The organism is Streptomyces sp. ITFR-16, assembly GCF_031844705.1.
Classification (GTDB): domain Bacteria; phylum Actinomycetota; class Actinomycetes; order Streptomycetales; family Streptomycetaceae; genus Streptomyces.
The window spans coordinates 6,639,472-6,663,311 of record NZ_CP134609.1; the positions used below are offsets into that span (position 1 = coordinate 6,639,472).

General features: G+C 73.0%; 24 protein-coding genes. 13 read left to right on the plus strand and 11 right to left on the minus strand.

Annotation, left to right across the window (positions count from 1 at the left end):
- Positions 1-11 precede the first annotated feature (11 nt).
- From pheS to RLT58_RS29495, 4 genes are all read left to right on the plus strand, one after another.
- Positions 12-1,139 carry a phenylalanine--tRNA ligase subunit alpha gene (gene pheS, locus RLT58_RS29480; protein ID WP_311313397.1) on the plus strand — a complete coding sequence of 376 codons (1,128 nt, stop codon included), beginning with the start codon at positions 12-14 and terminating at the stop codon, positions 1,137-1,139.
- Positions 1,139-3,688, plus strand: a complete 2,550-nt coding sequence (gene pheT, locus RLT58_RS29485; RefSeq protein WP_311313398.1) for a phenylalanine--tRNA ligase subunit beta — start codon at positions 1,139-1,141, stop codon at positions 3,686-3,688. The genes pheS and pheT overlap by 1 nt, the downstream gene beginning before the upstream one ends.
- Before the next feature lie 438 nt (positions 3,689-4,126).
- The gene (locus tag RLT58_RS29490; RefSeq protein WP_311313399.1) at positions 4,127-5,467 is read left to right on the plus strand and encodes an NsdA family TPR-like regulatory protein; all 1,341 of its coding nucleotides are present in this window, start codon (positions 4,127-4,129) and stop codon (positions 5,465-5,467) included.
- A 51-nt stretch (positions 5,468-5,518) separates the two neighbouring features.
- A complete protein-coding gene (locus tag RLT58_RS29495) occupies positions 5,519-6,049 on the plus strand; it encodes an NUDIX domain-containing protein (RefSeq protein ID WP_311313400.1) in 531 nt (176 codons plus the stop codon).
- Between the two features lie 54 nt (positions 6,050-6,103).
- Here RLT58_RS29495 and RLT58_RS29500 read toward each other — a convergent pair whose 3' ends face one another.
- Positions 6,104-6,964, minus strand: a complete 861-nt coding sequence (locus tag RLT58_RS29500) for a 3-hydroxybutyryl-CoA dehydrogenase (RefSeq protein WP_311313401.1) — start codon at positions 6,962-6,964, stop codon at positions 6,104-6,106.
- 196 nt (positions 6,965-7,160) lie between these two features.
- On the opposite strand from RLT58_RS29500, the gene RLT58_RS29505 reads away from it, so the two are divergent.
- On the plus strand, positions 7,161-8,441 hold the full coding sequence (locus tag RLT58_RS29505) for a glycoside hydrolase family 10-like protein (protein WP_311313402.1): 1,281 nt from the start codon (positions 7,161-7,163) through the stop codon (positions 8,439-8,441).
- A 9-nt stretch (positions 8,442-8,450) separates the two neighbouring features.
- On the opposite strand, the gene RLT58_RS29510 is transcribed toward RLT58_RS29505, so the two are convergent.
- Both RLT58_RS29510 and RLT58_RS29515 read right to left on the minus strand, forming a co-directional pair.
- Positions 8,451-8,654, minus strand: a complete 204-nt coding sequence (locus RLT58_RS29510; RefSeq protein WP_311313403.1) for a DUF1918 domain-containing protein — start codon at positions 8,652-8,654, stop codon at positions 8,451-8,453.
- Positions 8,655-8,695: 41 nt separating this feature from the next.
- A complete protein-coding gene (locus tag RLT58_RS29515; RefSeq protein WP_311313404.1) occupies positions 8,696-9,658 on the minus strand; it encodes a DMT family transporter in 963 nt (320 codons plus the stop codon).
- Here RLT58_RS29515 and RLT58_RS29520 point away from each other — a divergent pair.
- The 4 genes from RLT58_RS29520 to RLT58_RS29535 all read left to right on the plus strand — a co-directional run bounded on the left by RLT58_RS29520 (position 9,657) and on the right by RLT58_RS29535 (position 13,529).
- Positions 9,657-11,138 (plus strand): aminotransferase-like domain-containing protein, encoded by a 1,482-nt coding sequence (locus RLT58_RS29520; protein WP_311313405.1) that lies wholly within the window; start codon positions 9,657-9,659, stop codon positions 11,136-11,138. The genes RLT58_RS29515 and RLT58_RS29520 overlap by 2 nt on opposite strands.
- Before the next feature lie 9 nt (positions 11,139-11,147).
- On the plus strand, positions 11,148-11,579 hold the full coding sequence (locus RLT58_RS29525; protein ID WP_311313406.1) for a GNAT family N-acetyltransferase: 432 nt from the start codon (positions 11,148-11,150) through the stop codon (positions 11,577-11,579).
- Positions 11,580-11,639: 60 nt separating this feature from the next.
- A complete protein-coding gene (locus RLT58_RS29530; protein WP_311313407.1) occupies positions 11,640-12,215 on the plus strand; it encodes a histidine phosphatase family protein in 576 nt (191 codons plus the stop codon).
- A gap of 162 nt (positions 12,216-12,377) precedes the next feature.
- Positions 12,378-13,529, plus strand: a complete 1,152-nt coding sequence (locus RLT58_RS29535; protein ID WP_311313408.1) for a serine hydrolase domain-containing protein — start codon at positions 12,378-12,380, stop codon at positions 13,527-13,529.
- Positions 13,530-13,535: 6 nt separating this feature from the next.
- Here RLT58_RS29535 and RLT58_RS29540 read toward each other — a convergent pair whose 3' ends face one another.
- The 3 genes from RLT58_RS29540 to RLT58_RS29550 all read right to left on the minus strand — a co-directional run bounded on the left by RLT58_RS29540 (position 13,536) and on the right by RLT58_RS29550 (position 15,886).
- Positions 13,536-14,306, minus strand: coding sequence for a Clp protease N-terminal domain-containing protein (locus RLT58_RS29540; protein WP_311313409.1), 771 nt, complete (start codon positions 14,304-14,306; stop codon positions 13,536-13,538).
- Positions 14,307-14,467: 161 nt separating this feature from the next.
- Positions 14,468-14,965 carry a peptidylprolyl isomerase gene (locus RLT58_RS29545; protein WP_311313410.1) on the minus strand — a complete coding sequence of 166 codons (498 nt, stop codon included), beginning with the start codon at positions 14,963-14,965 and terminating at the stop codon, positions 14,468-14,470.
- 111 nt (positions 14,966-15,076) lie between these two features.
- On the minus strand, positions 15,077-15,886 hold the full coding sequence (locus RLT58_RS29550; RefSeq protein ID WP_311313411.1) for a LysR family substrate-binding domain-containing protein: 810 nt from the start codon (positions 15,884-15,886) through the stop codon (positions 15,077-15,079).
- 57 nt (positions 15,887-15,943) lie between these two features.
- On the opposite strand from RLT58_RS29550, the gene RLT58_RS29555 reads away from it, so the two are divergent.
- The gene (locus RLT58_RS29555) at positions 15,944-16,348 is read left to right on the plus strand and encodes a DUF5997 family protein (RefSeq protein ID WP_311313412.1); all 405 of its coding nucleotides are present in this window, start codon (positions 15,944-15,946) and stop codon (positions 16,346-16,348) included.
- 76 nt (positions 16,349-16,424) lie between these two features.
- On the opposite strand, the gene RLT58_RS29560 is transcribed toward RLT58_RS29555, so the two are convergent.
- The 4 genes from RLT58_RS29560 to RLT58_RS29575 all read right to left on the minus strand — a co-directional run bounded on the left by RLT58_RS29560 (position 16,425) and on the right by RLT58_RS29575 (position 21,147).
- Positions 16,425-17,897, minus strand: coding sequence for an FG-GAP and VCBS repeat-containing protein (locus tag RLT58_RS29560; protein WP_399131974.1), 1,473 nt, complete (start codon positions 17,895-17,897; stop codon positions 16,425-16,427).
- A gap of 210 nt (positions 17,898-18,107) precedes the next feature.
- Entirely contained in the window at positions 18,108-19,106 is a 999-nt protein-coding gene (gene gap, locus RLT58_RS29565; RefSeq protein WP_311313414.1) for a type I glyceraldehyde-3-phosphate dehydrogenase, read from the minus strand.
- A 108-nt stretch (positions 19,107-19,214) separates the two neighbouring features.
- Positions 19,215-20,171, minus strand: coding sequence for a GlxA family transcriptional regulator (locus RLT58_RS29570; protein WP_311313415.1), 957 nt, complete (start codon positions 20,169-20,171; stop codon positions 19,215-19,217).
- Between the two features lie 70 nt (positions 20,172-20,241).
- Positions 20,242-21,147, minus strand: a complete 906-nt coding sequence (locus RLT58_RS29575) for an alpha/beta fold hydrolase (RefSeq protein WP_311313416.1) — start codon at positions 21,145-21,147, stop codon at positions 20,242-20,244.
- Between the two features lie 116 nt (positions 21,148-21,263).
- Between RLT58_RS29575 and RLT58_RS29580 the strand changes: the two genes are divergently transcribed.
- From RLT58_RS29580 to RLT58_RS29590, 3 genes are read left to right on the plus strand one after another with little or no spacing between them, the layout of a single operon-like run.
- Positions 21,264-21,704, plus strand: coding sequence for a winged helix-turn-helix transcriptional regulator (locus RLT58_RS29580; RefSeq protein WP_399131695.1), 441 nt, complete (start codon positions 21,264-21,266; stop codon positions 21,702-21,704).
- Positions 21,701-22,168, plus strand: a complete 468-nt coding sequence (locus tag RLT58_RS29585; RefSeq protein WP_399131696.1) for a VOC family protein — start codon at positions 21,701-21,703, stop codon at positions 22,166-22,168. The genes RLT58_RS29580 and RLT58_RS29585 overlap by 4 nt, the downstream gene beginning before the upstream one ends.
- Positions 22,169-22,202: 34 nt before the next feature.
- Positions 22,203-23,117, plus strand: coding sequence for a GNAT family N-acetyltransferase (locus RLT58_RS29590; RefSeq protein ID WP_311313418.1), 915 nt, complete (start codon positions 22,203-22,205; stop codon positions 23,115-23,117).
- A gap of 16 nt (positions 23,118-23,133) precedes the next feature.
- Here the strand turns inward: RLT58_RS29590 and RLT58_RS29595 are convergent, their stop codons facing one another.
- Positions 23,134-23,805, minus strand: a complete 672-nt coding sequence (locus tag RLT58_RS29595; protein ID WP_311313419.1) for an alpha/beta fold hydrolase — start codon at positions 23,803-23,805, stop codon at positions 23,134-23,136.
- Between the last annotated feature and the right edge of the window lie 35 nt (positions 23,806-23,840).

Consider the following 23,840-nt stretch of genomic DNA (forward strand, 5'->3'; position numbering starts at 1 on the left):
TACGGGAAGAGATGTCGGCACCGAACAAGTCGTACGACCCAGTCGAGGTCGAGGCACTGAAACCGGAAGAGATCGAGCGCATGCGGGACGAGGCGTTCGCCGCCTTCGCCGCCGCGGGCGACCTCGACGCGCTCGCCCAGGCGAAGACCGCGCACACCGGTGGAACCTCGCCCCTGTCGCTCGCCAACCGCGAGATCGGCGCCCTGCCGCCCCAGGCCAAGGCCGAGGCGGGCAAGCGCGTCGGCCAGGCCCGCGGCGCCGTCGGCAAGGCCCTCGCGGCCCGCCAGGCGGAGCTGGAGGCCGAGCGGGACGCCCGGGTCCTGGTCGAGGAGGCGGTGGACGTCACACTGCCCTACGACCGCACCCCGGCGGGCGCCCGGCACCCGCTGACGACGATCATGGAGCGCGTCGCCGACGTCTTCGTGGCCATGGGCTACGAGGTCGCCGAGGGCCCCGAGGCCGAGGCCGAGTGGTTCAACTTCGACGCCCTGAACTTCGTGCCCGACCACCCGGCCCGGCAGATGCAGGACACCTTCTTCGTCGAGGGCGCCGACGGCGCCAGGAACGACGAGTCGGGTGTCGTCCTGCGCACGCACACCTCGCCGGTGCAGGCCCGCACGCTGCTCGACCGCGAGCCCCCCGTCTACGTCGTCTGCCCCGGCCGGGTCTACCGGACCGACGAGCTGGACGCGACGCACACCCCGGTCTTCCACCAGATCGAGCTGCTCGCCGTCGACGAGGGCCTCACCATGGCCGATCTGAAGGGCACCCTCGACCACATGGTCCAGGCGCTCTTCGGCCCGGACATGAAGACCCGGCTGCGGCCGAACTTCTTCCCGTTCACCGAGCCGTCCGCCGAGATGGACATGGTCTGCTACGTCTGCCGCGGCGAGTCCGTCGGCAACCCCGACCGCCCCTGCCGCACCTGCGGCAGCGAGGGCTGGATCGAGCTCGGCGGCTGCGGCATGGTCAACCCCAAGGTGCTCATCGCCTGCGGCGTCGACCCCCAGAAGTACAGCGGATTCGCCTTCGGGTTCGGCATCGAGCGGATGCTGATGTTCCGCCACAACGTAGAAGACATGCGAGACATGGTCGAGGGTGACGTCCGGTTCACCCGGCCCTTCGGGATGGAGATCTGATGCGCGTCCCGCTTTCCTGGCTGCGGGAGTACGTGGACCTGCCGGCCACCGAGACCGGCCGTGACGTACAGGCCAAGCTCGTCGCCGTCGGCCTCGAGGTCGAGACCGTCGAGCAGACCGGCGCCGGCCTCAAGGGCCCGCTGGTCGTCGGACAGGTGCTGACCATCGAGGAGCTGGAGGGCTTCAAGAAGCCCATCCGCTTCTGCACGGTCGACGTCGGCACGGCCAACGGCACCGGCGAGCCGCAGGAGATCGTCTGCGGCGCCCGCAACTTCTCCGTCGGCGACAAGGTCGTCGTGGTGCTGCCCGGCGCCGTGCTGCCCGGCGACTTCGCGATCGCCGCCCGCAAGACGTACGGCAAGACCTCGCACGGCATGATCTGCTCCACCGACGAGCTCGGCATGGGCGACGACGGCGCGCACGGCATCATCGTGCTGCCGCCGGAGCACGAGGCGGGCACCGACGCGATCGAGCTGCTCCAGCTCGTCGACGAGGTCCTCGACATCGCGGTCACGCCCGACCGCGGCTACTGCCTGTCGATGCGCGGTGTCGCCCGCGAGACCGCCATCGCCTACGGGCTGCCGCTGCGCGACCCGGCCCTGCTGGACGTGCCCGCGCCCAACGCGTACGGCTACCCGGTCAAGGTCTCCGACCCGATCGGCTGCGACCGCTTCACCGCGCGCACCGTCGTGGGTCTGCGGCCCGAGGCCCGCTCCCCGATCTGGATGCAGCGCCGCCTGCAGAAGGCCGGGATGCGCCCGATCTCGCTCGCCGTCGACGTCACCAACTACGTGATGCTCGAACTCGGCCAGCCGCTGCACGCCTACGACCGGACCCGGATCGACGGCCCCATCGGGGTGCGCCGCGCCGAGCAGGGCGAGAAGCTCACCACGCTCGACGGCACCGTACGGGTGCTCGACGCCGCGGACCTCGTCATCACCGACAACCGCGGGCCGATCGGCCTCGCGGGCGTCATGGGCGGTGCCAACACCGAGATCGCCGACTCCTCCGAGGAGGCGCACACCACCGAGGTCGTCATCGAGGCCGCGCACTTCGACGCGATCTCGATCGCCCGGACCGCGCGCCGCCACAAGCTGGCCTCCGAGGCCTCCAAGCGCTTCGAGCGCGGTGTCGACCCGCAGGCCGCGGCCGCCGCCGCGCAGCGCACGGTCGACCTGCTGGTGCTGCTCGCCGGCGGCACCGCCGAGTCCGGCGTCACCGAGGTGTCCGCCCCGTCCGGGCCGCGCACCATCACGATGCCGGCCGACCACCCGGACAAGGTGGCCGGTGTGGCGTACGGCCGCGAGACCGTCGTGCGCCGCCTCCAGGAGGTCGGCTGCGACGTCTACGGGCAGGACGAACTGCTCGTCACCGCCCCGTCCTGGCGGCCCGACCTGGGCGAGCCGAACGACCTCGCCGAAGAGGTCATCCGGCTGGAGGGCTACGAGAACCTCCCGTCCACGCTCCCGACCCCGCCCTCCGGCCGCGGGCTCACCGACCGCCAGCGGCTGCACCGCCGCGTCGGCCGGGCGCTGGCCGGCGCCGGTTACGTCGAGGCGCTGAACTACCCGTTCACCGGCGAGGCGGTCCTCGACCAGCTGGGCCTGGAGGCGGACGACGACCGCCGCCGCACGGTCCGGCTCGTCAACCCGCTCTCCGACGAGGAGCCGTCGCTGCGCACCACGCTGCTGCCGGGCCTCCTCGGCGCCCTGCGGCGCAACGACGGCCGGGGCAGCCACGACCTCGCGCTCTTCGAGACCGGTCTGGTCTTCCTTCCCCAAGCTCTCAGCTCCGTTCGAGCAGGGGAGGCCCCACTGACCGGCCAGGAGACGAAGCCGGTCCGGCTGCCCGTCGACCGGCGCCCCTCCGACGAGGAGATCGCGTCGCTCGACGCCGCGCTGCCGCGTCAGCCGCGCCGCGCCGCCGTCGTCCTCGCGGGCGCCCGCGAGCAGGCCGGCTGGTGGGGCAAGGGCCGCCCGGCCGACTGGGCGGACTCGGTCGAGGCCGCCCGTACCGTCGCCCGTGAAGCCGGTGTCGAGGTCACGGTCCGCGCCGACCGGCACGCGCCGTGGCACCCGGGCCGCTGCGCCGCGCTGTATGTGACGGTCGACGGCGAGGAGACGCTGTTCGGGCACGCAGGTGAGCTGCACCCGCGCGTCATCAAGGAGCTGCACCTGCCCGAGCGCACCTGCGCCATGGAGGTCGAGCTCGACGTCCTGGAGCAGGCCGCCGACGGCGTCCTCCAGGCGCCCCGGATCTCCACCTTCCCGGTGGCGACCCAGGACGTCGCGCTCGTCGTCGACGAGGGTGTTCCCGCCGCCGACGTGGAGCGGGCGCTCCGCGAGGGGGCCGGTGAACTCCTGGAGTCGCTGCGGCTGTTCGACGTGTTCACGGGTGAGCAGATCGGCGGGGGCCGCAAGTCCCTGGCGTACGCCCTGCGGTTCCGTGCCCCGGACCGCACGCTGACCGTCGACGAGGCGAGCGCCGCCCGCGACGCGGCGGTGGCGCTGGCCGCCGAGAGCACGGGCGCCGTGCTGCGCGGCGCTTAGGGCTCCACGCGGTTCCGCGCACAGTGAGGAGGGGCGTATCCGGCCACCGGATACGCCCCTCCTGTGTGCTCGCCCGGAGACGGGGGACCGCACGCGGGCTCCGGCCCGGCCCGGGGGAACCCGGTTCCCGGCCGACCCCGCAGCCACCCTCCGATCCGTGGGCAGTGGGTCGTGCGATCCGGCGCCGTCCGCGCTGCCGCGGAGTGTCGGGCAGGTCGGCAGAGCGGACGGCGCGGGTGCGGGTCGTCGTGCTGTACGAGGGGGAGCAGACGACCCGGCCGCCTCTTGCGAGGGGACTTATTCAAGCGAGCCCCGGACCGGTGCGACAGGGTGCGCAGCGGGACGGTTCGGGCATTCCGTTCACACCCCGTGTGATTCGTGCTCCACTGGGGCGACACGTCCTGGCGTGCCGGACCACCGGAGGGGGCAATGGGGGCAATGGAGCCCAACACTCTGCTAGAGGCTCTGATCGACGAGGCGGGTGTCTCCCGGGCCGGACTCGCCGCCCATGTGAACCGGGCCGGCCGCACCCGGGGCCTCTCGCTGCGCTACGAGCACACCGCCGTCGCCCGCTGGCTGAAGGGCCAGCGCCCGCGCGGCCAGGTGCCCGATCTGATCTGCGAGGTGCTGGGCAACCGCCTGAACAGGGCCGTTTCGCTCGATGACATCGGCATGGCGGCCCACGGCGGCCACCCGTCCGCGCAGGGCTCCTCGCTCACCGGCTTCGTCGAGCGGGCCACCGCCCTGTGGCGCTCCGACGAGCAGCAGCGCCCCCATGCCGTCGCCGCCCCGGCCGTCACGGGGACCACCGCGGTGATGCCCGTCTGGGAGTGGGAGAACCCGCCGGAGGACGCCGACGTCTCCCGGACGGGTCCGAACCGGGTCGGCCCGGCCGACATAGCGACACTGAGGGCGGCCCGTGCCCACTACGAACTGATGTACCGCAGGGCCGGCGGAATCGCGACGCGTGCGCGCATCGTCGGCTTCCTCAACGCCGAGACGGCCCCCCTGCTGCGCGGCGGCTACAGCGACGCGACGGGGCGTCAGCTGCACCGCGCCACCGGCGCGCTGGTCGCCGTCGCCGGTATCTGCGCCTACGACTCCGACGCGCACGGGCTCGCCCAGCGCTACTTCCACCAGGCGCTGCGGCTGGCCAAGGCGAGCGGGGACCGGGGGCTCGGCGGCTATGTGATCGCGCTGCTGGTCAACCAGTCGCTGTTCCTGGCCGAGTTCCGGCAGTCCGTCGCCTTCGCCGAGGCGGCGCTGCGGGCCGCCGGACGCGACATCACCCCCGCCCTGGCCGCGGACCTCCACGCGATGCAGGCCAAGGCGTACGCCAGGCTCGGGGACCGGGCGAGCGCGCTGAGGTGCATCCGGCGCGCCGAGTCCGAGGCGGAAGGCATCCGGGCGGACCGGGAGCCGGACGAGACGGGGTACGTCCAGCCGGGTCTGGTCGATGTGCAGGTGGCGGAGGCCCTGCTGGGGCTGGGGGACCTCCCGGCGGCCAGGGAGCACGCCGTGGCCGCCGTGCGCACGCCCGCGCACGACCGGGGCCGGGTCCACCGGCTGGCGATGCTGACCACGATCGAGCTGCGCCAGGGCGAGGCGGACCGGGCGGCGGTCACGGCAGCGGAGATGGCGTTCCGGGCCCGGGGGATGGAGTCGCAGCGGCTGCGCGACCGGCTGCGGACGGTGCGCGCGGACCTGGTCGCGAGCAGGAGCGCCGACGCGGAGCGGGCGGCCGAACTGGTCGAGGGGGCGCTGCGCGTACCGCTGTGAGCCGAGGTCTGCTGCGATATGGCCACCTACGAGTCAGAAGGTGGCAGAACTGTGCAGTGGACGAACCTGAACGAACAAACTGTGTATGAGAACCGATGGTTCCGGGTCAATCTGGCCGATGTCGTCCTCCCCGACGGACATCACCTCGACCACTTCGTGATCCGGCTCCGCGCGGTCGCGGCGGCCACCGTCGTCAACGAGGCGAATGAGGTCCTGCTGCTGTGGCGGCACCGGTTCATCACCGACAGCTGGGGCTGGGAGATCGCCGCCGGGGTGGTCGAGGACGGCGAGGAGCCCGCCGCGGCGGCCGCCCGGGAGATGGAGGAGGAGACCGGCTGGCGCCCCGGCCCGCTGCACCCGCTGCTGACCGTGGAGCCGTCGAACGGCCTCACCGACGCCCGGCACCACTTCTACTGGGGCGAGCAGGCCGCCTGGACGGGCGATCCCTGCGACGCCTTCGAGTCCTCGCGCCGCGAGTGGATACCGCTCAAGCTGGTGCCCGACATGATCGCGCGCGGCGAGGTCCCGGCGGCGGGCATGGCGGCCAGCCTGATGATGCTGCACCACTTACGGCTGGGCTGAGCGTTCCGCACGTGTGCGAGGGGCCGGGCCGGTCCCTCGCACACGCCGGTGGTGTCAGGCGTACGGGTAGAAGCCCGAGCCCGTCTTGCGGCCGAGCCGGCCCGCGTCGACCATGCGCTGGAGCAGCGGGGGAGCGGCGTACAGCGGCTCCTTGTACTCGGCGTACATCGAGTCCGCGACCGACGCCACGGTGTCCAGACCGATCAGGTCGGCGAGCTTGAGCGGGCCCATCGGGTGGGCGCAGCCCATCTCCATGCCGTTGTCGATGTCCTCGCGGCTGGCGATGCCCGACTCGAACATCCGGATCGCGGAGAGCAGGTACGGGATCAGCAGCGCGTTGACCACGAAGCCGGAGCGGTCCTGGGCGCGGATCGGGTGCTTGCCGAGTATGTCCTGCACCACGGTCTCGGCCCGCTTGACCGTCTCGTCCGACGTCGTCAGCGCGGGGATCAGCTCGACGAGCCGCTGCACCGGGGCCGGGTTGAAGAAGTGGATGCCGATGACCTGGTCCGGGCGGGAGGTCGCGACGGCCAGCTTCACCAGCGGGATGGAGGAGGTGTTGGAGGCGAGGATCGCGTCCCGCCGGGTCACCACCTGGTCGAGCACCTGGAAGATCTCGGTCTTGACCTGCTCGTTCTCCACGACGGCCTCGATGACGAGGTCGCGGTCGGCGAACTCGCCGAGGTCGGTGGTGAAGCTGAGACGGGCGAGGGTCTCGTCGCGCTCCTCAGCGGTGATCTTGCCGCGTTCGGCTGCCTTCGAGAGGGAGTTGTGGAGCCGGGTGCGGCCGATCTCCAGCGCCTCGCCGGTGGTCTCGGCCACCTTGACGTCGAGGCCGCTGCGGGCGCACACCTCCGCGATGCCTGCGCCCATCTGGCCACAGCCGACCACCCCGACGCGTGCAATGTCGGCCATAGAGTCCGTCACCTCGTGCCTTTCGCTGTTCTCCGTTCGGCGGCTTCCGTCTGATTCCGGGCTCCACCACGACCCCACGACGTTACTCCGCGCCTTACCGGGGATCGCGGGCCGGGGCAGGCATGCTCGGCTCTGTGCCCGGAATGCGGGACTGTGCGAGTGCGGACGAGTACAGAGAGACGGCAGGTGCGACGATATGCGGCGAATGACCCGAAGGGGCTTTGTGACGGGAGCGGCCGGGACGGTCGCGGGGGTGACCGCGTCGGCCACCGTGGCCGGTGACGCGGTCGCCGGACCCCGGAGCGCGGCGGCCCGCCCGGCCCCCGGGGGCGCCTCGCGCGATGTGGTGCGGCGCGAGCTGCGCGGCATGTGGGTGGCGACCGTCGGCAATCTCGACTGGCCGTCGGAGCCGGGCCTGTCCGCCGCCGCCCAGCGGGCCGGGCTGATCGCGTACCTCGACGAGGCGGTGGAGCGGCGGCTGAACACCGTGATCCTCCAGGTCCGCCCGTCCGCCGACGCGCTGTGGCCCTCGCCGTACGAGCCGTGGGCCCAGTGCCTCACCGGCGTCCAGGGCAAGGACCCCGGCTGGGACCCGCTGGGCACGGCCGTGCGGGAGGCGCACGACCGGGGGCTGGAGCTGCACGCCTGGTTCAACCCGTACCGGGTCGCCAACCACACCGACCCCTCCCGGCTGGCCGCCTCCCATCCCGCGCGGCTCCACCCCGGCTGGGTGCTGCCCTACGGCGGGAAGCTCTACTACGACCCGGGGCTGCCCGAGGTCCGCGCCTTCGTCCAGGACGCGATGCTCGACGCGGTGCGCCGCTACGACATCGACGCCGTCCACTGGGACGACTACTTCTACCCGTATCCCGTCGCGGGACAGACCTTCGCGGACGACGCCACCTACGCGAAGCACGGGGCGGGCTTCCCCGACAAGGCCGCCTGGCGCCGCGCCAACACCGACAGGCTGGTCCGCGAGACCGCCGAGCGCATCAAGGCGGTCAAGCCCGGGGTCCGCTTCGGCATCAGCCCCTTCGGCGTGTGGCGCAACGCCTCCGCGGACCCGCTCGGCTCACGGACCGCGGCGGGGGTGCAGACGTACGACGACCTCCACGCGGACACCCGCGGCTGGATCAAGAAGGGGTGGATCGACTACATCTGCCCGCAGATCTACTGGAACATCGGCTTCACCGCCGCCGACTACGCCGTGCTGCTGCCCTGGTGGGACGAGGTGGTACGGGGCACGGGCGTCGACCTCTTCGTCGGCGAGGCCCTCTACAAGGCCGGCGACCCGGCCCAGCCCGCCGCCTGGCAGGACCCGGCGGAACTCTCCCGGCACATCGACCTCGCCGCCGGATACGACCAGGTCCGCGGCCATGCCTTCTTCTCCGGGAAGGCGGTGGTCGCGGACCGGGTGGGCGCGATGGAGCGGGTGGTGGCCGACCACTACCGGACGCGGGCCCGGCCACCCCGCTGACGACACGCCCTAGGACCCCGGGTCCCGGACGGCGTCGTGCTGGACGACGCTGTCCGGGCCGGGTGCGACGAGATGTTCGTGTCCGTCGCCGAAGCGGACGCGGTACGGGGGAGTGCCCCCGGCACCGAGCACTTCGACGATCTCCGCGACCCGGTCGTGCTCGCCCACGGTCCTGCCGTGCGTCAGCAGCCGGTCGCCCGTGTGTGCCTCCATCGGGGTGACCTCCTCACGGTGGCGTTCCCTTGTCGACAAGTCTATGACCGGCGGGCTCCCGTGTGCTGGGTGACCGCGATGCAGACGAGGACCGCGACGGCGGCCACCGGCGCGGCGGGGGCCACCTCCTCGCCGAGCAGGAAGAACGACCAGAACAGGGTCAGCAGGGGCTGGGCGAGCTGGAGCTGGCTGGCGCGTGCCACCCCGATCCCGGCCATGCCCCGGTACCAGACGTAGAGCCCGAAGAAGGTGGAGACCGCCGCCACCCAGACCAGGCCGATCACGCCGTGCGCGGTCGGCCGAACCGGTTCGAGGGGCAGCGCGACGGCGGCGCCCGCCACCGCGAGCGGCAGGGCCAGGATCAGCGCCCAGCCGGTCACCTGCCAGCCCGGCATCACCTTCGCCAGCCTGCCGCCCTCGGTGTACCCGGCGGCGCACACCAGCAGGGCGCCGAACAGATACAGGTCCCCGGCGCCGAGCGCCCCGCCGCTCTGCACCACCGTGAACGAGATGACCACGGCCGCGCCGGCCAGCGCCGCGCACCAGAACGCGCGGGGCGGGCGGGCCCCGGTGCGCAGCGAGGCGAACACCGCCGTGGTCAGCGGCAGCAGCCCCACCACGACCGCCGCGTGCGAGGTCGTCGAGGTCCGCAGCGCCAGCGTCGTCAGCAGGGGGAAGCCGACCACCACCCCGCCCGCCACCACGGCGAGTGCCGCCCAGTGCTCCCGCGCGGGCACCCGCACCCGGGCCGCGAGCAGCACCGTGCCCGCGATCACGGCGGCGAGCAGGCTGCGCAGCGCCACCAGTGACCAGGGGCCGAAGCTCTCCAGGCCCCATGCGGTGGAGGGGAAGGTCAGCGAGAAGGTGACCACGCCGAGCAGGGCCAGCAGAGTGCCGCCGCGACCGGCCGGGAGGTCCACCGGGGGATCGGGGAGTGCGGGGCCCCTCGTCATGGGCCGCACCGCTATCGGGGTCTGGGCAGTAGCGCTATCCTGTGCTCTCATGCATGAGCGTAGCAGTGTGGCGGAGCTGGCCGATTCCCTGCGGAGCGAGCTGTATCGCTACTCGCACGGCGAGAAGCTGCCGTCCAGCCGGGTCCTGGTCGAGCGCTTCCGGGCCAGCCCCGTGACCGTGTCCCGGGCCGTCGCCCAGCTCGCCGCCGAAGGGCTCGTCGTCACCCGCCCCGGCGCCGGTGCCTTCCGCGCGCACCCGCCGGCCGGTGCCTCCCCGGCCGGCGACACCTCCTGGCAGGAGGTCTCGCTCAGCGGCGACGGCGGCCCCGAGGCGCTGCCGCGCACCGTCGACGCGTCCGGCGTCCTGGCCACCCTGGCCGCCCCGCCCACGGGCGTCATCGAGTTCAACGGCGGCTATCTGCACGGCTCGCTCCAGCCCGAACGCGCCCTGGCCGCCGCGCTGGCCCGGGCAGGGCGCCGCCCCGGGGCCTGGAGCCGCCCGCCCACCGACGGGCTCACCGAACTGCGTGCCTGGTTCGCCCGGGAGATCGGGCCCGCGCTCACCGCCGCCGATGTGCTGATCACGGCCGGCGGCCAGAGCGCCCTGGCCACCGCATTGCGGGCGCTCGCCCCGCCCGGCGCACCCGTCCTCGTCGAGTCGCCCACCTACCCAGGCATGCTCGCCGCCGCGCGGGCCGCCGGGCTGCGGCCGGTGCCCGTCCCGGTCGACGCCGACGGCATCCGGCCCGAGCTGCTGGCCGCCGCCTTCCGGGCCACCGGCGCCCGTGTCCTCGTCTGCCAGCCGCTGTTCCAGAACCCGACCGGCACGGTCCTGTCCGAGGCCCGGCGGCCCGAGGTCGTCCGGATCGCCCGAGAGGCCGGGGCCTTCGTCGTCGAGGACGACTTCGCCCGCCTCCTCGTCCACGACGACGCCGGACCGCTGCCGGGCCCGCTGGCCGCCGACGACCCCGACGGCGTCGTCGTCCACGTCCGCTCGCTCACCAAGGCCGCCTCGCCGAGCCTGCGGGTGGGCGCCCTCGCCGCGCGCGGCCCGGCCCTCGAACGGCTGCGGGCCATCCAGGTCGTCGAGAGCTTCTTCGTCCCCCGGCCGCTCCAGGAGGCCGCCGTCGAACTGGTCGGCTCACCCGCCTGGAGCCGCCATCTGCGCGCCCTCCCGGCGGAGCTGAGGGCCCGCCGGAGCGCGATGACCACGGCGCTGAGCGAGGCGCTGCCCGGCCTCGCGCTGTCCCGCGTCCCGGCCGGCGGGGGCTTCCTGTGGCTGCGGCTGCCCGGAGCCGAAGCCGGCACGGACGAGTCCGCCATGGTGGCGTCCGCGCTGCGCGCCGGGGTCGCTGTCGCGCCCGGGCGGCCCTACTTCAGCGCCGAACCCCCGTCACCGCACATCCGGTTGAGTTTCGCCTCGGTCGCCGGCCCCGCCGAGATCGCCGAGGGCGTGCGCCGGCTCCGTACCGCCTGGGAGGAAACCCGGGCCACCGAAAACCCCGGGGAACGGTCCGCCCCCGGCCGATAGCCTCCGGCCATGACCGAAACGCCTCGGCACCGTTACGAGATCTCGTCCGACCCCGCCCGGCTCGACGCCGGCCGTGTCCACAACTGGCTCTCCACGGACGCCTACTGGGCCAAGGGCCGCACCCGCGAGCACCAGGACCGGGCCATCGCCGGCTCGCTCAACTTCGGTGCCTACGCCCTCGGGTCGGGTGAACAGGCCGGCTACGCCCGCGTGGTGACCGACCACGCCACCTTCGCCTGGCTCTGCGACGTCTATGTCGACCCGGCGGCGCGCGGGCACGGTCTGGGCGGGCGGCTCGTCGCCGCGGCGCGCGATCACCTCGCCCCGACGGGCGTCCGCAGGTTCCTGCTCGCCACGGCGGACGCGCACGGGGTCTACGAGAGGGCCGGATTCCGGCCACTGGATCATCCGGACCAGTGGATGTGCCTGCGGTTCGCCTGACCGCAAGCGCTTCCGGAGGCGCTCTTGACCTGGGGGGCCAACGGCTCCACGATCGCGCCCATGAGTGTTCGAGTCTCGCTCGTCGCGGCGGCGCGCAGCTCCTCCCTGCTCGGTGAGCGCTTCGAGGACGACCGGCCGCTCGACGAGGCCGGCTGGCACGAGGTGCGGTTCGCCGCCCCCGCCCTGATCGCCCTCGGGGCGGCCGAACTCCGCTACTGCTCGCCCACCCCGCGCAGCCGCGCCACGGGCGACGCCCTCGGCTTCGCGCCCCTGGTCCAGCCCGCCCTGCGCGACTGCGACATGGGGCGGTGGCGGGGCTTCACCCTCGCCGACGTCACCGCCCGCGAACCGGCCGCCGTGGACGCCTGGCTGGCGGACCCGCGCTCCGCCCCGCACGGCGGTGAACCACTGCTCGCGTTCATCTCGCGGATCGGCGGCTGGCTGGACACCCGCCCCGCCTGCGACGGGGCCATCGTCGCCGTCGCCGAGCCGGCCGTCGTGCGGGCCGCCCTCGTCTACGCCCTGAACGCCCCGCCGTCCTCGTACTGGAACGTCGACGTGCCGCCGCTCTCCACGGTCACCCTGACCGGGCTGCCCCGCCGCTGGAGCCTGCGCCTGGGCACCGTCGTGCACTGATCGGGCACCCGCCCGGCCCGGCGCGACGCCCCTCACCCCCTCCCGGTCCGGCGCCGGTCCGCCGCGATGCCCGACGCGCGCCCCTTCCCGCCGGTCCGACCAGTCGGTACGTTGTCCCGGAACCGGGCCCGCCCCGGCGTGCCCCAGGCGAGGGAGGCCACCGTGCCGCAGATCCACGGCCACTGCGACGAGCGGTTCGCCGCGGTGCGCGGCGCGTTCGAGGCGAATTTCCGTGAGCGCGGCGAACTCGGCGCGGCCGTCACGGTCCTGGTCGACGGAGCGCCCGTGGCCGACCTCTGGGGAGGCTGGGCGGACGGTGCGGGGACCCGCCCCTGGGAGCGGGACACCCTGGTCAACGTGTGGTCGACCACCAAGGGGCCCACCGCGCTGTGCGCCCACATCCTCGCCGACCGGGGGCTGCTCGACCTCGACGCCCCGGTCGCCGCGTACTGGCCGGAATTCGCCGCGGCGGGCAAGGAGTCCGTCCTCGTACGGCATCTGCTCTCGCACCGTGCCGGCCTCGCGGGTCTGCGCGAGCCGCACACCCTGGCCGAGCTCTACGACTGGGAGCTGACCACCGCCCGGCTCGCCGCGACCGCCCCGTGGTGGGAGCCCGGCACCCGCTCCGGCTATCACGCGCTCACCTACGGATTCCTGGTCGGCGAGGTGGTCCGCCGGGTCAGCGGGCTGCTGCCGGGGGAGTTCCTCCGGCGGGAGGTGACCGGCCCGCTCGGGATCGACTTCACGGTCGGACTGCCGGAGAAGGAGGCGGACCGCGTCGCCGAACTCGTCGTCCCCAAGGCGGACCGGGCCCAGCAGGCGGCGCTGTTCGCGCGGCTGGAGCCGCTGGCCGTCGCCTCGCTGCTCAATCCGCCGACGGGGGCGGCAGCCGCCAACACCCCGGCCTGGCGGGCGGCGGAGATCCCCGCAGCCAACGGCCACGGCACGGCCCGCGCGGTGGCAGCGCTGTACGCGGTCCTCGCGGGGCGCGGCAGCCACGACGGCCGGCGGATCCTGTCGGCACAGGCCGCCGAACGGGTCCGCGAGGGCCAGGGCAGCTGCCGCGACCTGGTGCTGGGCGCCGGGTTCGCCCATGAGACGGAGATCGCGCTCGGCGTCTGGCTGAGCGGCCCGGACGCCAGCTACGGCCCCAACCCCCGCGCCGTGGGCCACGACGGCGCGGGCGGCTCCTGCGGCCTCGCCGACCCGGAGAACGGGGTCGCCCTGGGCTATGTGATGAACCGGATGGGGCCCCATCTCGCCGACGACCCGCGCAAGACGGCGCTGATCGACGCGGTGTACGCCTCGCTGTGAGCCGGGTCAGCCCTCCTCGGCCGCTGTCTCCCCGGAGGCCGGCTGCTGGGCGTTGACGAGGAGCGACAGGGCCTCGGTGATGCCCCGCTCGGCGGTCTCCTTGTCGACGCCGAGGCCGCTCAGCGGTCCGCTGCCGTTCTCGTGCTCCAGCAGGGCGAGCAGGATGTGCTCCGTACCGATGTAGTTGTGCCCCAGGCGCAACGCCTCGCGGAACGTGAGCTCCAGCGCCTTGCGCGCGTCCGCGTTGTAGGGGATCAGCTCCGGGATCTCGCCCTCGGAGGCCGCCGGGAGGACTTCGGTGGCGGCCTGGCGGACGGTGTCCAGGACCACGCCCTGTGCCCTGATGAACGCCGCCGCGAGTGCTTCCGGCTCGCTGAGCAGGCCCAGCACCAGGTGCGGGGTGCCGATCTCGGTGTTGCCGGCGGCGCGCGCCTCGTTCTGCGCGGCCATCACGACGTTCTTGGCGCGGGGGGTGAAGCGGCCGAAGCCCTGGCTGGGGTCGAGGTCGGAGCCCTCGCCGGGGTCCTTGGCGACGAACCGCTTCTGGGCCGCCTGCCGGGTCACCCCCATGCTCTTGCCGATCTCGGTCCAGGAGGCGCCGGAGCGCCGTGCCTGGTCCACGAAGTGGCCGATCAGGTGGTCGGCGACATCGCCCAGGTGATCGGCGGCGATGACGGCGTCCTGGAGCTGGTCGAGGGCGTCGGGATGGACCTTCTTGATGGCCGCGATGAGGTCGTCGAGACGGACCGGCACCGTAGGGCCTGTGGGATGCGTCATGTGTCAACCTTAGGTTGACACACCCGGGGTGTCAACTGTCGGTTGACAGTGCATCGACCGGTACGCCGCTGCGGAAAACAGCCCGGATACGACGGAACGCGCCGGCCGACGGGGTTCGTCGGCCGGCGCGTCCGGTCAGCTGCTTCGCGAGGGAGCCGGGGTCAGAGGACCCCGGAGTCGGCGATGGTGACCTTCGCCTTGGTGCGGCCGCTCTGCGAGCCGAGCCCCTCGATCTTCTTGACCAGCTCCATGCTCTGCTCGTCGGCGACCTCGCCGAACACGACGTGCTTGCCGTCCAGCCAGGACGTCACGATCGTGGTGATGAAGAACTGCGAGCCGTTCGAGTTCGGGCCGCTGTTCGCCATGGAGAGCAGGCCGGGCTTGGTGTGCGCCAGCTTGAAGTTCTCGTCGTCGAACTTCGCGCCGTAGATGCTCTTGCCGCCCGTGCCGTCGCCGCGGGTGAAGTCACCGCCCTGGAGCATGAACTCGGGGATGACGCGGTGGAAGGACGAACCCTTGTAGCCGAAGCCGTGCTCGCCGGTCGCCAGCTGGCGGAAGTTCTCCGCGGTCTTGGGAACGACGTCGTCGAACAGATTGAAGACGATCCGCCCGGCGGGCTCGTCGTTGATGGTGATGTCGAAGTAAACCTTGCTCGTCATGGAACCATCCTGACATCTGCCCGTACGGGTGTGTCGAGCGGGCGCGGCGAAACACGCTCAGGGGTGACACGACAGGCGTGCCGGACGGGCGCGCGGACCGCCCGCCCCGGCCTACGGACGCCGACGGGGTTTGCCGCGCTTGGCCCCCGCGCTCTTGGAGCCCGCGCCCTTGGCGCCGCGCGCTCCCTTGGCCCCCTTGGCGCCGCCGGACCCTGCCCGGGCGCCCCTGCCCGCCGCGCCCCCGGCGGACTTCCGGGCTCCGCCGTCGGCGCGCTTCGCCTTCGCCTCCGGGCGGGTGGCCGAGGTGGTACCGCGCCCGCGCGTGCTGTTCACCGTCCGCCCCCGGACGATCCCGATGAAGTCCTCCACCAGGTCCGTGGTCGCCTCCTCGGGCCACGACAGCGCGATGCGCGACTCGGGGGCGTCCGACAGCGGCCGGTAGGTCAGGTCCTTGCGGTGGTGCAGCCGGGCGAGCGACTGCGGGACCGCGAGCACACCCACCCCCGCCGCCACCAGTTCGATCGCGTCCGCCGTGGTCGCCGGACGCTCGATCGCGGGCCGGCCGGGCAACTGCTCCCAGACCAGGGTGTCGTCCAGCGGGTGCAGCACGATCTCGTCGGCCAGCTCGTCGAGGGAGAGCTCCTCGACCGCCGCCACCACATGGTCCTTCGGGATCACGACGACGGTCTGCTCGGTGTAGAGGGGGATCGCGCTGAGATCCGTACCGTCGACCGGCAGCCGGACGAAGCCCGCGTCGGCGCCGCGCTCGCGCAGCAGCGACTGGGCGTCGGCGGAGGCCACCTGCACCAGGGTCAGCGGGATGCCGGGCAGGCGCTCGTTCCAGATCCGCACCCACTTGGTGGGCGTCACTCCGGGGACGTACGCCAGCCGGAACGAAGGGGATGCTTCCGAGCCTGTCACCCCGCCAGGTTACCGGTCGTGGTCGGAGGCGCCGCACACGCTCGATACCCTGGACCCATGACGTCGCACCAGACCACCCAGACCATGAAGCCCGCGACCGCGGCGAAGAAACTGGGTGTGTACCTCGAGGCCACCCCCACCGAGTTCCAGGAGGGTGTCGTCTCGCGCGCCGAGCTGGCGGCCCTCCAGGCCGATCCGCCCCAGTGGCTGCAGGACCTGCGACGCAACGGCCCGCACCCCCGCCCGGTGGTCGCGGCCAAGCTGGGGGTCTCCATCTCCGGCCTCGCCCGCGGCGGTGTCACGGACGCCCTCACCACGGAGCAGATCGACGCGCTGAAGCAGGACAACCCCGAGTGGCTGCAGAAGGAGCGCGCCACGCAGGCGGAGGTCCGCAAGGAGACCGTCCGCATCAAGGAGCGCAACGCCGAGCGGGCCGCCAGGCCGCAGGAGCCCGGCGCCTGACACGCGATACGCGAGGTGGGGTGGTGCCGTTCCGTGCAGACGGAACGGCACCACCCCACCTTGTTTCGCGGGTACGTCAGCCGATGTTCGCGCCGTTGTCGTTGGACAGGTCCAGGCCGAAGTGCGCCTTGGCCACGGGTGCGCCCAGGTCGACCGGGTTGAAGGCGAAGGCGCCCGTAGCCGTCAGGCCGGACGAGACGCCCCGCAGGGACCACACCGCGCCGCCGTCCGCGACCGCGTCCAGGTCCTCTTCCGGGGCGCCGGACGCCAGGTCCGCCTTGCCGTCCTTGTTGATGTCGAGCAGACGGACCGAACCGCCGAAGTGGTCACCGGCCTCCGCCACCCCCGGCACCCCCGCGCTGTCCTGGTGGAAGGACTGCGAGCCCGTACCGCTCAGCCCGCCCGGTCCCCCCTTCAGCAGGACGACCGCGCCGGCCCCCTTGGTCTTCTCGATGGCCTCGAAGGGCACCCCGGCGGCGAGGTCGGCGTAACCGTCGCCGTTGACGTCACCCGTGCTGAGCCGGGCGCCGAACTGGTCGCCCTTCTCGCTCACTCCGGGCACGCCCGCGGTGTCCTGGGTGATCGTCCTGGTCCGGGTGGTGCTCGGTCCGGACGCGGAGCCGTAGTAGATCTTGATGGTCCCGGGGTCCGTGGGCAGGTCCTCCGTGATGCCGTTCGGGATCACCCGGGTGGCGAGGTCGGCCTTGCCGTCCTTGTCGAAGTCACCGACCGCGGTGGCCGCAGCGCTGGGGAGCGCGGTTGAGGTCGTGGACAGGCCCTTGGGGGTCCCCAGCCACAGCTTGCCGCCCTCGGCGTGGTTCTCGTACACGTAGAAGGTGCACAGGTCGTCGATGCCGTCGCCGTTGAAGTCGCCGGCCGCGGTGTTCGACATGTAGTTGTCGGTGCTGAACATGAAGATCCGCTGCTCGCGGCTGGGCTGTCCGGCCCGGCTGAACGGCCCGTAGAGCACGCTGCGCTGGTCCCCGTCGTCCCCGTGCAGCATCATCAGGTCCGTCGTCCCGTCGCCGTCGAAGTCACCGGCGGTGAGGTTGTCTCCCACCTGGGTGTCGGGCAGGGCCGGTATACGGACCGCGCCCTGTCCGGTGATGCCGCCGGTGCGGCCCCACAGCACGATGACGGAGCCGTTGATGGCGGAGCCTTCGGACGGGAACCATTCATGGGTGACCAGGGCCAGGTCGGTCAGACCGTCGTGGTCGAGGTCCTCGGCGAACAGCCGGTAGCCGAAGCCGTGATCGTCGCCGGGTTCCCCCGGTACCCCGGCGGTGTTCTGATCGATGATCGTGGTGCGTGCCGTCGTCAGGCCCTGGGCGGAGCCATAGCTGACGGTGATGTATCCGGCCCAGGAGTGACCTGCCACCGTGGCGGCGGGGGCGGCGACGGCGAGATCCTGATAGCCGTCCCCGTTGAAGTCCTCGCGCACGGTGGTCGCTGCTGTTCCCCCGGCCGTACCCGCGGACGTGCCTTCGGTCGCTGCGACGGCCGTGCCGCCGGACAGCGCCGTGGCAGCACACACGGCTGCGGCCAGCATGGTGCGAATGCCCACAAAATTCTCCTTGGTCGCGTACGCGGAGCCAATGGCGTACGAGGTGTGAGGGCTCACAGGTGAGACACACGCGACAGGAAGAAGGTTGCCCCGTGAACGGAAGGTGAACTCGACCGGCGGGCAAGGGAGTCGAGGACCGTGCACCGCTCACGGAACGGGCCGGCGGGGGCGGCGCGGACCGCCCCCGCGCGCCGGTCAGCGGCCGGCGAGGAGGGTGAGCGTGTCGATCACCCGGTTGGAGAAGCCCCACTCGTTGTCGTACCAGGCGGACACCTTGATGTGGCGGCCGTCGACCCGGGTGAGCTCCGAGTCGAAGATCGAGGAGGCCGGGTTGCCCGTGATGTCGGACGAGACGAGCGCGTCCTGCGAGTACTCCAGCACGCCCGCCAGCGGCCCCTGCGCCGCGTTGCGGTACGCCGTCAGCACCTCGTCGCGCGTGACGTCGCGCGACACCGTCGTGTTCAGCTCGACGAGGGAACCCACCGGCACGGGGACCCGGATGGAGTCGCCCGACAGCTTGCCGTCGAGGCCGGGCAGCACGAGGCCGATCGCCTTGGCGGCGCCCGTCGTGGTCGGCACGATGTTGACGCCCGCGGCACGGGCGCGGCGGGGGTCGCGGTGCGGACCGTCCTGGAGGTTCTGCTCCTGCGTGTAGGCGTGCACGGTGGTCATGAAGCCGTGCTCGATGCCCGCGAGGTCGTCGAGCACCGCGGCCAGCGGGGCGAGCGCGTTGGTCGTGCAGGAGGCGTTCGAGACGATCGTGTGCAGCTCGGGGTCGTATGCGTCGTTGTTGACCCCGTACGCGAGGGTGACGTCGGCGCCGTCCGACGGCGCGGCGACCAGCACGCGCTTCGCCCCGGCGTCGAGGTGGGCGCGGGCGGCCTTGGCCGAGGTGAAGCGGCCGGTCGCCTCCAGGGCGATGTCGACGCCGAGTTCGGCCCACGGCAGCCGCGCCGGCTCCCGCTCGGCGAGCACCTTGATGCGGCGGCCGTCGACGACGAGTGTGTCCCCGTCCACCGAGACCGGGCGGCCCAGCCGGCCGGACGTGGTGTCGAACGCGAGCAGCCGCGCGAGTGCGGTGGGCTCGGTGAGGTCGTTGACGGCGACGACTTCGAGGTCGGTGTCGCGTTCGAGCAGCGCGCGCAGCACATTGCGTCCGATGCGGCCGAATCCGTTGATGGCGATGCGAGTCATGTGAGATGTCCCTTCTCTCTTCGCACCCAGCATCACTCCCGGCCCGCACCCCCTGACAGCGGCGGGATCGCCATGGTCCGTAAGGATCTCGCCACAGCGGGCGGCGGCCTACTCGCCCTGGGCGAAGGTGCGCCGGTACTCGCTCGGCGTGGTCCCGAGAATGCGCTGGAAGTGCAGCCGAAGGTTCGCGCCGGTGCCGAGCCCGACGTCGGCGGCGATCTGCTCGACGCCCCGTTCGGAGCGTTCGAGCAGCTCACGGGCCACGTCGATACGGGCCCGCATCACCCACTGCATCGGGGTGTACCCGGTGTCCTCGACGAAGCGCCGGGAGAACGTGCGGGGCGAGACCGCCGCGTGCCGCGCGAGCACCTCCAGGGTGAGGGGCTCCCCGAGCCGGTGCAGGGCCCATTCACGGGTGGCGGCGAAGCGCTCACCCAGCGGTTCGGGCACGCTGCGCGGCACGTACTGGGCCTGCCCGCCGCTGCGGTAGGGGGCCGCGACCAGGCGCCGGGCCGCGTAGTTCGACGCGGCGACCCCGAGATCGCCGCGCAGGATGTGCAGACACAGGTCGATGCCCGAGGCGGCGCCCGCCGAGGTCAGCACGCTCCCCTCGTCGACGAACAGCACGTTCTCGTCGACCCGGACGAGCGGATACTTCGCGGCGAGCGCCCGGGTGTAGTGCCAGTGGGTCGTGGCCCGCCGGCCGTCGAGCAGCCCGGTCGCGGCGAGGGCGAACGCCCCGGTGGAGATCGCGGCGAGCCGCGCGCCCCGCGCATGGGCACCGACCAGGGCGTCGATGACGGCCTGCGGCGGGTCGTCGCGGTCCGGCAGCCGGTAGCCGGGTACGAAGACGATGTCGGCCCAGGCGAGCGCGTCGAGCCCGTGGGTGACGTAGTACGCGAGCCCGTCGCCGCCGGTCACGAGGCCGGGCGCCGCGCCGCACACCCGTACCTCGTACGGCATGCTCGCGCGGGTCGTGAACACCTGCGCGGGGATGCCGACATCGAGAGGCTTCGCGCCTTCGAGCACGAGGACCGCGACGTGGTGCAGGCGCGAGGGTGGCATGGGACGTGAGGGTACGCGGCCGTCCGGGGCTCCCGGCGAACGGAGGCGGGTGTGTCCGGCCGGGCGCCGGTCAGCCCTCCGCGACCGGTGCGGTGGCCGCCTCCGGGGCGAGGAACGGCTCCAGCAGCCGGAGCAGTTCGGCGGGCCGGTGCAGCGGGATGATGTGCCCGCAGTCCTCGATGACATGGCCGGTGAGGTCGTCCGCCACCGGCCGCAGCTGCTGTTCGAGCGCCCTGCCGACGGGGCGGGCGCCGATGGCCAGGGCGGGCACGGTCAGCCGGCCCGTACCGACGGCGTCCCGGATCTGTCCGGCGCTCGACGGCAGCGCGCGGTAGTACGAGAACGCGCACCGCAGGGCCTCGCTCCCGGTGTACGCGTCGAGGAAGGCCGCCCGGACGGCGGGGTCCATGCCCTGCCCGAGGGTGCCGGCGTCGAGGAACCAGTCGATGTACCGGTGCTCGTTCCCGGGGAGTACGGACTCGGCGAGGCCGGGCTCGGAGTGGAAGCCGAACCACCAGGGCGCTCCCGCGGCGAGGAACTCCTCGGCGCCCGGCAGCCGGCCCAGCAGCGATTCCATGACCACCAGCCGCCGGACGAGGCCGGGGCGGCGCATGGCCAGCAGAAAGGCAGGCGGCGCACCCGCGTCGATGCCGACGACGGCCGCGGACGTCTCGCCGAGGGCGTGGAGCAGGGCCTCGGCGTCCTCGGCCAGCGTGCCCGCGTCGTAGCCGTCCTCGGCCCTGGTGCTCGCCCCGAAGCCCCGCAGGTCCGGTGCGATGACCCGGAAGCGGTCCGAGAGCCTGTCCATGACGGGGGTCCACAGCCGCCAGGTGTGCGGGAAGCCGTGCAGCAGCAGGACGGCGGGGCCTTCCCCGGCGATGGCCACGTTGAGCTCGATGCCGTTGGCCTCGACCCGCCGGAGCTCGGGGCGGGCCGGACGGGTGGTGCCGGCGGGACTGGACGGGGCTGCGGACACGGGGACTCCAGGTGCGACCGGGGCTGCGAAGTGGTTACGATTAGTTACTACAAAACGATAGGTAACTACTCCGGAGGTGCCAAGACGGCACTTCCGCCTCAGGTGGTGAGCTCCAGGTGACCTCCCCGGTGCCACGGTCCCCGCAGGGAAATCGCGGAGATCTGTTCGACCCGAAGTGCCCGACCCGGGGCCTGCTCGACCGGATCGGCACGAAGTGGATGTCGATGGCCGTCAAAGTGCTGGCGGAGGCGTCCCCGGAGGAGGTGCGCTTCGCGGAGCTGCGGCGCAGGATGCCCGGCATCTCGCAGAAGATGCTGTCCGCCACTCTCCAGGGCCTGACCCGCGACGGTCTGGCCGGCCGCCGGGTGGAACCGACGGTCCCGCCGCGCGTGTACTACCGCCTCACCCCGCTCGGCCTCTCCCTGGAGGAACCGCTCGCCATGGTGCGGGCCTGGGCCGAGGAGCACATGGCCGAGATCGACCGCGCCAACCGGGAGAGCGACGGGAGCGCCGCCTCCTCGCGGTCGGACACCACCGGAGGCAGTGTGGAGACATGAACACAGACGGCAGGAACGCGGGCGGGAGAGGCGCGGGCGGCAGCGAGGGCGCCGGCACCATGCTGGTCCGCTCGCGCGTGGCGACCCGGCTGCCAGCCCAGGACCTGGACCGGGCGCGGCGCTTCTACGCGGAGGCGCTCGGGCTGGACCCCGTGGACGAACGGCCGGGCGGCCTTCTGTACCGGTGCGGGGGCGTGGACTTCGTGGTGTTCCGCTCGACGGGCGCCTCGTCCGGAGCCTTCACCCAGATGGCATGGGAGGTCGACGACATCGAGGCGGCGGTGCGGGACCTGAGAGGCCGCGGCGTGGTGTTCGAGGACGTCGACGTGCCCGGTCTCCGTACGAGGGGCGGGATCGCGGAGGTCGAGGGCAACTACCCGGGCAAGGGCGCTCGGGGCGAACGAGGGGCCTGGTTCCGCGACAGCGAGGGCAACCTGCTGGCCATCGGCGAGCCGATCGTCTGAGACGGCCGGACGGCGGGGCGGCTAGTGTGCCCCGGTGACAGACTTCAACGTCCTTGACGACACAGCGGGTTGGCAGCGGGACTTCGAGCGGCGGCTGACCGCCTCGCACCTGGCGGCGGGGCTGACAGGTCCTGCGGCCGCGCGCATGATGGGGGACATACGAGGCTGTCCGGCCGACTGGACCGTGGCCGCGATCACGGACGCCGGGACCCGCGTGGGATACGTCGCCGTCGCCGTCACAGCCGACGACGAGGCGCCGGCGGGACGGATCGGCGACCTCCGCATCGACCCGGACCACGCCGGCCGGGGGTACGAACAGGCCGCCCGGGACTGGGCCGAACAGTGGTGCGCGCGGCGGGGCGCGCGCCGGGTGGACATACGGCTCACCGAGCCCGCCGGGGACCTCTTCGACGCGTACGGTGTGCACGGCCAGCTCAGGGCCCGGCGCATCGATGCCCCGCCGGAGCCGGTGGACGGTGTCACCGCGCGCCCGATGACCGGGACCGAATACCCGCAGTGGCTGGCCGCCGAGAAGGCCGGCTACATCGGGGACATCGTCCGGGCGGGGGCCCTCGGCCCCGAGGAGGCCGCGCGCAAGTCCGACGACGACTTCGCCAAGCTGATCCCCGAGGGCCTGTCGACGCCCGACCACACGTTCCTGGTCCTGGAGGCGGAGGGGGAGCGGATCGGCACCGGCTGGCTGAAGCACCGTCACCTCCCGGGGACCACGTACGGCTTCTCGCTGCACATAGAGGAGCGCCACCGGGGCAAGGGGTACGGACGGGCCGCGATGGCCGCCGGTGAACGGGCGACGCTCGCGGCCGACGACGGGGTGCTCATGTTCACCGTGTGGGGCGGCAACGAGGTGGCGATGAACCTCTACACGAGCGCCGGCTACCGGATCGTGGAGGAGATCCGGTCGTTCGCCCTTCCCCGCGGCGCGGCCTGAGGCACCCGCCCGCGCCTCAGTCGCCGAGCAGCAGCGCGGCGACCGCCTCCGGCGCCTCGTGCATGGCGTCGTGCCCGGTCGGGAGGTCGTGGACCCGCCACCCGGGGTCGGCCAGGAGCCGGGCGCGGAGTCCCTTGAAGGGCGTGCGGTCCTCCCAGCCCGAGCAGTGGACGAACTCCCGGCGGGGGACCCGGTCGAACGCGCCGGTGAGCCGGACCGACTGCAGGAACGAGGCGAGGGGATGGGGGCGGCGGCGCGGATCGCCGCCGCTGCCCGGGGGTGCGACCGCGTAACCGGTGGCCGAGGCGCCGGTGGCGAACACGTCGCGGAAGTGGTCGTTCGTCGAGGACCAGCACGACTCGCCGTCGCGCGGTACGTAGGCGTCGAGATGGACCAGCCGTGCGATCCGGCCGTCGGCGCGGTCGGCGGCGGCCGCGATCACCATCCCGGCGTAGCTGTGGCCGACCAGCGTCGCACCGGTGACGCGGTGGCGGTCGAGGAGCCGCAGCACGTCGTCGGCGTGCGTGTCGAGGTTGGCGGCCGCGACCGCCGCAGGGCCGTCGTCCGGCCGCAGACCGGTGAGCGTCAGGGCGTGAACGGTGTGACCGGCACGTTCCAGCAGCGGAACCACCGCTTCGAACGCCCAGGAGCCCTTCCAGGCACCGGGTACAAGGACGAACGTCGCCATGTGTCTCTCCCTCTCTCCCGGAGCGCGGCCCGGCG